Source organism: Kitasatospora sp. NPDC004289 (assembly GCF_053602875.1).
On sequence record NZ_JBSGEL010000035.1, the window covers coordinates 76,805 to 85,486 of the forward strand.

Here is an 8,682-nt window from a genome sequence, read left to right on the forward strand (position 1 = left end):
GGGCTGTCATCCGGGCTCGGTGCGGAGCGCGTCCCGCAGCAGTTCGGCCAGGTGGACGGCGCGGCGGCCGTCGGCGAGTTGGGCGATCTGGGTGCGGCAGCTGAAGCCGTCGGCCAGCACCACCGTCTGCGGGTCGGCGGCCCGGACGGCGGGGAGCAGGACGCGTTCGGCGGCCGCGGTGGAGACCTCGTAGTGGCCGCGCTCGAAGCCGAAGTTCCCGGCTAGTCCGCAGCAGCCCGAGTCGAGCACCTCGTTGTGCAGGCCGAGCCGGGCGTCCAGGCGGCGGTCGGCGGCGGTGCCCAGTACGGCGTGCTGGTGGCAGTGGGTCTGGGTGATCGCGCGCACGCCGTCCAGACGGGGGAGCTCGACCTCGTCCAGGTCGAGGAACTCGGCCAGGGTGTGCACCCGGCCCGGGACGTCCCCGGCGGCCGGGCCGAGCAGCCGGGGCAGCTCCTCGCGCAGCGCGGCGGTGCAGCTCGGGTCCAGTCCGACGATCGGCAGATCGGGCGGCAGGGCGCGCAGGCTGCGGCGCAACACGGCCCGGGCGACGCCGAGTTGGCCGGTGGAGTACCAGGTGAGCCCGCAGCAGACCGGGCCGTCGGGGAGCCGGACGGCGTAGCCGAGGTGCTCCAGCACCTCGACGGCGGCCCGGGCCGGGGCCGGGTCCAGGTGGTTGGTGAAGGTGTCCGGCCAGAGCAGCACGGGGGTGCCGGCGGCCGGGGGCCGGGCGCGGTGCCAGCGCTCGAAGGTCTGCTCGGCGAGCGGTGGGAGCGTCCGGCGCGGTTCGATCCCGCCGATCCGCTTGAGCAGGGCCGCCGCGGGGGAGCGGAACAGGCGGTTGACCAGCCGCGGCGCCACCGCGGCCCGCAGGGTCAGCGGCAGCCAACCCATCGCGTAGTGCGAGCGCGGGCGCAGCCGGCGGCGGTGGTGCTGGTGCAGGAACTCGGCGCGGTAGGTGGCCATGTCGACGTGCACCGGGCAGTCGCTCGCGCAGCCCTTGCAGCCCAGGCAGAGGTCCAGTGCCTCGCGGACCTCCTCGGAGCGCCAGCCGTCGGTGATCAGCGACTCGCCGGGCAGCAGCTCGCCCCGGAGCATCTCGGCCAGCAGCCGGGCCCGGCCCCGGGTGGAGTGCCGCTCCTCCTCGGTGGCCATGTAGCTCGGGCACATCACCCCCGTGCCGGTGTCCACGCACTTGCCGACCCCGACGCAGCGGTGCACGGCCCTGAGCAGGCTGCCGCCGTCCCGCTCGTACGGCAGCGCCAGCGGCAGCAGGTCCCGCCCGGGGAAGCGCAGGTCGGCGTCGAGCGGGCGCGGGTCGACCAGGGCGCCCGGATTGAGCAGGCCGGCCGGGTCCCAGATCCGCTTGAAGGCGCCGAACAGGGCGATCACCTCCGGCGGGTACATCCGGGGCAGCAGCTCGGCCCGGGCCTGGCCGTCGCCGTGCTCGCCGGAGAGCGAGCCGCCGTGCGCGACCACCAGGTCGGCCGCCTCGGTCATGAACTCCCGGTACTCGGGCAGGCGTTGAGGATCCGTCAGCGGGAAGTCCAGTCGCAGGTGGATGCAGCCCTCGCCGAAGTGCCCGTACGGGACGCCGCGCAGGCCGTGCCGGGCCAGCAGGGCCCGCAGCCCGCGCAGGTAGTCGCCGAGCCGCTCCACCGGCACGGCCGAGTCCTCCCACCCGGGCCAGGCCTCGCCGCCGGAGGGCGTGCGGGTGACGATCCCGGCACCGGCCTCCCGGACGGCCCAGAGCTGGCGCTGCTCGCCCGGGTCGGTGACCACGGCCACGCTCGCCCGGCGCTCGCGCCGGACGGCCCCGGCGAGCTCCCGGGCGGCGGCCAGGGCCTCGGCGGGGGTGGCGCCGCCGGTCTCCAGGAAGAGCCAGCAGCTGCCCTCCGGCAGGCGGTCCAGCGCGGGCGGGCGGGGGCCGGCGGCGAGCAGCGCCTCGACCAGGTCGGCCGCCATCCCCTCGGCGGTCAGCGGGCGCAGCGGCAGCAGCGCGGGCACCGCGTCGGCGGCGGCCGTCTCGTCCGGGTAGCCGGCCACCACCAGGGCGGTCGCGGCGGGGGCCTCGACCAGGCCGACCGTGGCGCCCAGCAGCAGGGCGCAGGTGCCCTCGGTGCCGGTCAGCGCCCGGGCCAGGTCGTGGCCGCGCTCGGGCAGCAGGGCGTCCAGCGGGTACCCGGAGCCGCGGCGGGGCAGGGTCGGCATCCCCTGCCGCAGCACGGCCAGGTGGGAGTCCGTCAGCTCCTGGAGCGCGCGGTGCAGTTCGCCCTCGCGGCCCGGGCGCCCGCGCAGCCGGGCGCGTTCGGCGGGGGTGAGCGGGCCGGTGACCGTCAGTTCGGTGGAGTCGGACAGCAGCAGGTCGAGGGAGCGCAGGTTGTCGGAGGTGCGGCCCCAGGCGAGGGAGTGCGAGCCGCAGGAGTCGTTGCCGATCATCCCGCCGAGGGTGCAGCGGCTGTGCGTGGACGGGTCCGGCCCGAAGCGCAGCCCGTACGGGCGGGCGGCGGCCTGCAGGGTGTCCAGCACGGTGCCCGGTTCGACGGTGGCGGTGCGGGCGTGCGGGTCGATCTCCAGCACCCGGCCGAGGTGGCGGCGGAAGTCCAGCACCACCGCGCCCGGGCCGATCGCCTGGCCGCCGATGCTGGTGCCCGCCCCGCGCGGCACCAGGGGCACCCCGTGCTCCCGGCAGAGCGCGAGGGCCGCGCGGACGTCGTCCAGGTCGGCGGGTTTGACCACGCCCAGCGGCGGGTGGCGGTAGTTGGAGGCGTCGTGGCCGTAGACGGTGCGCTCGGCGGTGGAGAAGCGGACCTCGCCGCGGAGCTCTCGGCGCAGGGCACGGGCCAGATCGGCAGTCGGCATGGAGCCGATCATCCCAGCAAGCGCCAGACCCCGGTGGGAGGTGACGCCATGTCATGTGGCACTGTGTGGGGGCATGAGCGATCTTGAGGAGAACCCTTACATCGCAGGGCTGCCCTACGGCCAGGACCTGCCCGTGCCCGACGCCGCCTCCTGGGAGATCTTTCCGCTGGCCGGCGAGCTGACCGTCAAGCACCTGGAGCGCCCCGTGCTCCCCGAGCCGCCCCGGCACGGCGAGGACGGTCCGGAGAGCTGCGACGAGTGCAAGCGGCCCGACGAGTCCTTCCTCTGGACGGACGAGCACTGGCGGCTGACCGCGATGCGCGAGCCCGGCGCGCTGCCCGCAACCCTGCTGCTCTTCCCGCGCGCCCACCACGACCTGGCCGACCTGCCGCTGGAGCGCTCGGCCGAGATCGGCCCGCTGCTCCAGCGGATCGAACGGGCGGTCAAGGAGATCGGCGGCGTCGGCCGGGTGCACGTGAACCGCTGGGGCGACGGCGCCGCCCACCTCCACCTGTGGCTGCTGGCCCGGCCCGAGGGCATGCTCCAGCTGCGCGGCAGCTTCCTGCCGCTCTGGGACGAGGTGCTCCCGCCGGTCGGCTCCGAGCTCTGGGCCGCGCACAACAAGGTGATCGCCGCCGCGATGGCGAAGGACGGCGGCACCGCGCACGTCTGATCCGCCCGCCGGGCGCCGCTGACCGGCCGTCAGCGGCGCCCGGACACCGCCGTGCGGGCGATCTGGCCCAGCTTGGCCACCTCGAAGGCCGGGTAGGCGCCGTTCGCCAGCAGGGAGAACTTGACGCCCTCGCGCCCGCCCGGGCGGCGGTAGCCCTCCGGCAGGTACCTGCGGTAGGCCTCGGCGGCGCGCTGGAAGAACTGCGGGCGCTCGGCCCGGTCCACGCAGCCGGCCAGGTCGAAGACGAACAGCAGGTGCCGCACCATCCGGGTGAACAGGTGTGCGCGGAACGGCTCCAACTCCGGCTGGCCGTCCAGGAGTTCGAAGCCGTGCTGGTACTGCTCGAACAGGTCGAAGTGGCTGCTGCCCGGCGAGCCGGTCGGGTGCACCGTCTGCCGGCGGCGGATCCGCACGCACTCCCGGTCCAGCACCGCGACCCGACGGGCCGTCAGCATCGCCCGGTGCACCACCGGGACCTCCTCGTAGGCGCCGTCCGGGAAGGGCGACACCAGCCCCCGCCGGAGCAGCCGGTCCCAGGCCAGCGGCGGTGCGCCCAGCAGCTCCGGGTGGTCCAGCGGGGAGAACACCTCCCGCCCGGTCTCGGCCCCGGTGGCCGCCAGCTCCGCCAGCAGCCCGGCCGAGCCGCCGGGCCAGACCCGGCCGCCGTGCTCGCGGGTGTGGCCGAACAGCAGCGCGTCCACCGGCCCGGTCTCGGTCAGCCGCTCCGCCATCACGCCGAGCGCGTCGGGGTCGAGCAGGTGGTCGCTGTCCAGGAAGAGCAGGTACTCGCCGAGCGCACGGGCCGCCCCCGCGTTCCGGGCCCGGCCGACGCCGACCGCCGCGTTCAGCCGGAGCATCCGCACGCGCGGGTCGCGCAGCTCGTACGCGGCCGCCACGCGCTCGGGGGAGTCCGGGGAGCGGTCCACGACGAGGAGCACCTCGAAGTCGCGCAGGGTCTGCGCGAGGAGGGAGTCCAGGCAGTCCGTCAGCTGGTGCTGCCGGTCGTAGACGGGGAGCACCACGGAGATCAGCGGGTTGTGCATGGCCGGGAGGCTAGGTGTGCGTACACGGCCAGGCAAAGGTCGGAAAAGCCGCATAGCGGCGGATCCCCGGGCAGAGCCGGAGCAACGTGCCCAGGATCTTCACCTCGCCCGCACGGAATGCCGCAGGGCGGTCACCCTCTGTTCGGGTGACCGCCCTGCGGGTGGGCTGACCTGGGATCAGTACCAGTTGTGGGACTGCCAGAAGCTCCAGGCGGCGCACGGGCTGCCGTAGCGCTCGTTCATGTAGGACAGGCCCCACTTGATCTGGGTGGCGGCGTTGGTGCGCCAGTCCGCGCCGGCCGAGGCCATCTTGGAGCCGGGCAGCGCCTGGACCAGGCCGTACGCGCCGGAGGAGGCGTTGGTGGCGGTGACGTTCCAGCCGCTCTCGCGCTCGACGATGTTGGAGAAGCACTGGAGCTGGCCGGCCGGGACGATCTGCGCGGCGATCTGCTTCGGCGAGCCGGCCGGGGCGGCCAGCGCGCTGCGCTGCTGGCTGCGGGAGGCGGCCTCGGCGTCGGACTTGGCCTTCGCGTCGGCGGCGGCCTTGGCGTCCGCGGCGGCCTTCGCGTCGGCCTTCGCCTTGGCGTCGGCGGCGGCCTTGGCATCCGCCTTGGCCTTGGCATCGGCGGCGGCCTTGGCGTCGGCGTCCGCCTTGGCCTTGGCATCGGCGGCCGCCTGGGCCTCCTGGGCGGCCTTGGCGTCGGCCGCGGTCTTGGCGTCCGCGTCGGCCTTGGCCTGCGCCTGGGCGGAGGCCTCGGCGAGCGCCTTGGCGTCGGCCTCGGCGGTGCGCTGGGCCTCGGCGGCGGAGCTCGCGGCGGCGGCCGACACGGAGGCGGCGGCCTGCGGGGCGGCCTGGGCGTTGGTGGTGTCCTGCGGCAGCGCCAGCGCGAGGGTGGCGGAGCCCGCCACGGCGAGGGTGGCGACACCGGTGATGATGGCGTTGCGGCGGTTCTTGGGGAGCGGGAACTGCATGGAGGGGACGACCTCTTCCGTCGGGCGGCCGCACCGGGCACGCGGGTACCGCAGAACCTGTTCGGGGAACAGTCCGCGTGCCGTGCGTCGGCGGCCAGGGCGCTCCGGGGTGAGCCGGGGCTGGCGGGGGAGGGCGGGACCGGGCCTGCTGGACCGACCGCGCTGCCTTGTGGACCTGGCCATTCTTGGCAGACCGTTCCGGCGGAGGCAAAGACCGCCGAAACGACTCCCGGTAGTAGATGTGGCGACGGGCGCGGCCGCCGTCGGACGGCCCGCAAAGCCATGCCCGGGCCGCCCCGGACCTCCGATCCCGACCCCCGGCACCCCCGGGACCAGCACGGTTCCCGGCCCCGGACGGGTCCTGGGGGCGGGTCAGGGCGGGATAAGGGGGCTTACCCCGTGTTTATCTCCTATGCAGGGCAGTAGACCCGTCGGGGCGTGTGGGCGGCCTCACAGGTTTGGCGCCCCGAGGTCGGCGCAGCGTTGCCGGCCGCTCACGCACCCGGGGCCGCCGCAAGGGCGGACCCGCTGCCGGGGCGCGGTCGGCCACCTTCCATACTGGGGCCCGTGATCTTCCTGCTGATCGTGCCGCTGGTCCTCGGTCTCTACGCGCTGGTGCACTGGTACCTGTGGCGCCGGTTGGTCCGCGACGTCTCCGCGCCGGGCGGACGCTGGCGCCGGAGCGGCACGGTGGCGGCGGTGGCACTGCCGCTGCTCGGGCTCGGGGCGCTGGTCGGCGGCCGGGCCCTGCCGCTGAGCGCGGAGCGGTGGGTGGCCTGGCCCGGGTACATGTGGCTGGCGACGCTGATCTACCTGATGCTGGCGCTGTTCGCGGGCGAGGTGGTCCGGGCGGTCTGGCTCCGGCTGCCGGCCCGTGCGGCGACGCCCGCCGACGCGGCCCGGTGGACGCCGCAGGAGCCCGGCGAGGACGGGCCGGGGTCGGGCGCGGAGGTGCCGGAGCCCGTCACCGCCGAGGAGAAGAAGGAGGAGACGGCCGGGGACCCGTCGCGGCGGCTGTTCGTGGCCCGCACGGTGGCGATCGGCGCGGCCGGGGTGGCCGCGGCCGTGGTCGGCACCGGGACGTACGGGGTGTTGAACGGGCCGAGCCTGAAGAAGGTGACCGTGCCGCTGGCCAAGCTGCCCCGGCGGGCGCACGGCTACCGGATCGCGGTGGTCAGCGACATCCACCTCGGCCCGATCCTGGGCCGCTCGCACACCCGGCGGATCGTCGACACCATCAACGGCGTCCAGCCCGACCTGATCGCGATCGTCGGCGACCTGGTAGACGGCACCGTGCCCGAACTCGGCCCGGCCGCACTGCCGTTGGCCGATCTGCGGGCCAAGGACGGTGCGTACTTCGTCACCGGCAACCACGAGTACTTCTCCGGCGCGCGCCCCTGGGTCGAGTTCGTCCGCTCGCTGGGCGTGCGGCCGCTGGAGAACGCCCGCACCGAACTGCCCTGGTTCGACCTGGCCGGAGTGAACGACCTCGCGGGCGAGAGCGAGGGCGAGGGCCCGGACTTCGTCCGCGCGCTCGGCGACCGCGACCCTTCGCGGGCGGCGGTCCTGATGGCCCATCAGCCGGTGAACATCCACGACGCGGTCCGCCACGGCGTGGACCTCCAACTCTCCGGCCACACCCACGGCGGCCAGCTCTGGCCCGGCAACTACCTTGCGGAGCTGGCCAATCCGACCGTAGCCGGGCTGGAGCGCTACGGCGACACCCAGCTCTACGTCACCCGTGGCGCGGGCGCCTGGGGCCCGCCGGTCCGGGTCGGCGCCCCCTCCGACATCACCGTCCTCACCCTCGCCTCGCTCCAGGCCTGACCGCCCGGGGGCCTCCCGGGGCGGTGAACGAGGGAGAACTTCGGGGCCAACAGAGCGTCGATGCGGTCGGCAAGTCCCAAGTGCACACGTAGCGTTGGGGAGCGCGCCGGGACGGGTCCGTGGCGCCCTGGGGAGGCGACGCGGATGGCAGTGCAGCGGGTGGGCTGCGAGGCGGAAGCCGTGGCGGTCCGCCGTGCCACGGTGCAGACCGACCGGGACGTGAACGGGCGGTACCGCTGGTCGCTGAAGGCGCCGAACGGGCGGATCGTCGCGGTCTCGGCCCCGGTCTACGAGACGGCCGTCCGGGCCTTCCAGGGCTTCGAACAACTCTGTTCGGACTCCGGGGACCTGGTGGCCCGGATCACCCACGTGCAGGGCGGCATCGGCTGGACCTGGGCGGTGCCCGGCCCGGGCGGGGTCCCGTCCGCCTGCTCCCAGCGGGCCTACGAGCGCTACGCGACCTGCCAGAACGCGTTCCGCCGGGTGCGGCTCCTGCTGAACCAACCGGAGCTCATCCAGCGCGTCGGCCCGCACGGTTAGCCCTCCCGCAGGCCCCCTCCCGCAGGCTCCCGCCCGCCGTGCTGGTCGCCCGCCGTGCTGCTGGCGCGGCCGGGGCCGCTCAGCGCCAGGCGGCGGTGCTGCCCGCCCGGCGGCGGACCTGGGCCGGGACGGCGCCGGGGGCGACGGCGGGGCGGGGAGCGACGAGGTGGCCGGCGGCCGGAGGGCTGCCGACGGCGGCCTCGGCGGCCCGGGCCAGCTCGCGGCGGTCGGTGCCGGACACCGGTGGGTGGAAGGTGAGTTCGGCCACCAGGCCGCGGGCGGCCAGCACCCGGCGGATCGAGGGCAGCAGCTCGTCGTCGCCGACGAAGGCGGCCGCGGTGCTCGGCGTGCCGTCGGCGAGGAGGTAGCGGATCGTCACCGGCTGGACCGGCACCCCGGCGTCGAGGGCGGCCTGGAAGGCGGCCCGGCGGAAGGTCCCGCCGGCCCGGCCGCACCAGGTGCTTCCCTCCGGGAAGACCCCGACCGCCCGGCCGGCCCGCAGCGCGTCCGCGATCTGCCCGACCGTCTCCGGGAGGCGGCGGATGCGGTCGCGGTCGACGAAGATCGTGCTGCCCCGGGTGGTCAGCGGCCCGAGCAGCGGCCAGCTCCCGACCTCGGTCTTGGCCACCATCGGGCCGGGCCGGACGGTGCCGAAGAGCACGATGTCCAGCCAGGAGACGTGGTTGGCCACCAGCAGGACGCCGCCCGGCTGCGGGGCGGCACCGGTGACGCGCAGCCGCACCCCGAGCGCGCCGACGACGGTGCGGG

The 8,682-nt window shown here is 75.6% G+C and carries 7 protein-coding genes; 3 read left to right on the forward strand and 4 right to left on the reverse strand.

Going from position 1 to position 8,682, the window contains the following annotated elements:
* Positions 1-6 precede the first annotated feature (6 nt).
* Positions 7-2,859 carry an FAD-binding and (Fe-S)-binding domain-containing protein gene (locus ACWEPF_RS23630; protein WP_452174035.1) on the reverse strand — a complete coding sequence of 951 codons (2,853 nt, stop codon included), beginning with the start codon at positions 2,857-2,859 and terminating at the stop codon, positions 7-9.
* A gap of 73 nt (positions 2,860-2,932) precedes the next feature.
* Here ACWEPF_RS23630 and ACWEPF_RS23635 point away from each other — a divergent pair, with 73 nt between their 5' ends.
* Positions 2,933-3,532 carry a hypothetical protein gene (locus ACWEPF_RS23635; RefSeq protein ID WP_452174036.1) on the forward strand — a complete coding sequence of 200 codons (600 nt, stop codon included), beginning with the start codon at positions 2,933-2,935 and terminating at the stop codon, positions 3,530-3,532.
* A gap of 29 nt (positions 3,533-3,561) precedes the next feature.
* Here the strand turns inward: ACWEPF_RS23635 and ACWEPF_RS23640 are convergent, their stop codons facing one another.
* Together ACWEPF_RS23640 and ACWEPF_RS23645 are read right to left on the reverse strand one after the other, a co-directional pair.
* Positions 3,562-4,575, reverse strand: coding sequence for a glycosyltransferase family 2 protein (locus ACWEPF_RS23640; protein ID WP_452174037.1), 1,014 nt, complete (start codon positions 4,573-4,575; stop codon positions 3,562-3,564).
* 177 nt (positions 4,576-4,752) lie between these two features.
* Complete coding sequence (locus ACWEPF_RS23645) at positions 4,753-5,547, reverse strand: aggregation-promoting factor C-terminal-like domain-containing protein (protein ID WP_452174038.1); 795 nt, start codon at positions 5,545-5,547, stop codon at positions 4,753-4,755.
* 567 nt (positions 5,548-6,114) lie between these two features.
* Between ACWEPF_RS23645 and ACWEPF_RS23650 the strand changes: the two genes are divergently transcribed.
* Together ACWEPF_RS23650 and ACWEPF_RS23655 are read left to right on the forward strand one after the other, a co-directional pair.
* The gene (locus ACWEPF_RS23650; protein WP_452174039.1) at positions 6,115-7,374 is read left to right on the forward strand and encodes a metallophosphoesterase; all 1,260 of its coding nucleotides are present in this window, start codon (positions 6,115-6,117) and stop codon (positions 7,372-7,374) included.
* Positions 7,375-7,518: 144 nt separating this feature from the next.
* Positions 7,519-7,914: a DUF1508 domain-containing protein gene (locus ACWEPF_RS23655; RefSeq protein WP_452174040.1), complete on the forward strand. Its 396-nt coding sequence runs from the start codon at positions 7,519-7,521 to the stop codon at positions 7,912-7,914.
* 79 nt (positions 7,915-7,993) lie between these two features.
* Here ACWEPF_RS23655 and ACWEPF_RS23660 read toward each other — a convergent pair.
* Positions 7,994-8,682: lysophospholipid acyltransferase family protein (locus tag ACWEPF_RS23660; RefSeq protein WP_452174041.1), on the reverse strand; the 689-nt coding region annotated here is incomplete at its 5' end.

Coding starts and splice junctions, on each gene's coding strand:
- ACWEPF_RS23655 (WP_452174040.1), top strand. CDS start 7,519: ATGGCAGTGCAGCGGGTGGGCTGCGAGGCGGAAGCCGTGGCGGTCCGC.
- ACWEPF_RS23645 (WP_452174038.1), bottom strand. CDS start 5,547: ATGCAGTTCCCGCTCCCCAAGAACCGCCGCAACGCCATCATCACCGGT.
- ACWEPF_RS23630 (WP_452174035.1), bottom strand. CDS start 2,859: ATGCCGACTGCCGATCTGGCCCGTGCCCTGCGCCGAGAGCTCCGCGGC.
- ACWEPF_RS23640 (WP_452174037.1), bottom strand. CDS start 4,575: ATGCACAACCCGCTGATCTCCGTGGTGCTCCCCGTCTACGACCGGCAG.
- ACWEPF_RS23635 (WP_452174036.1), top strand. CDS start 2,933: ATGAGCGATCTTGAGGAGAACCCTTACATCGCAGGGCTGCCCTACGGC.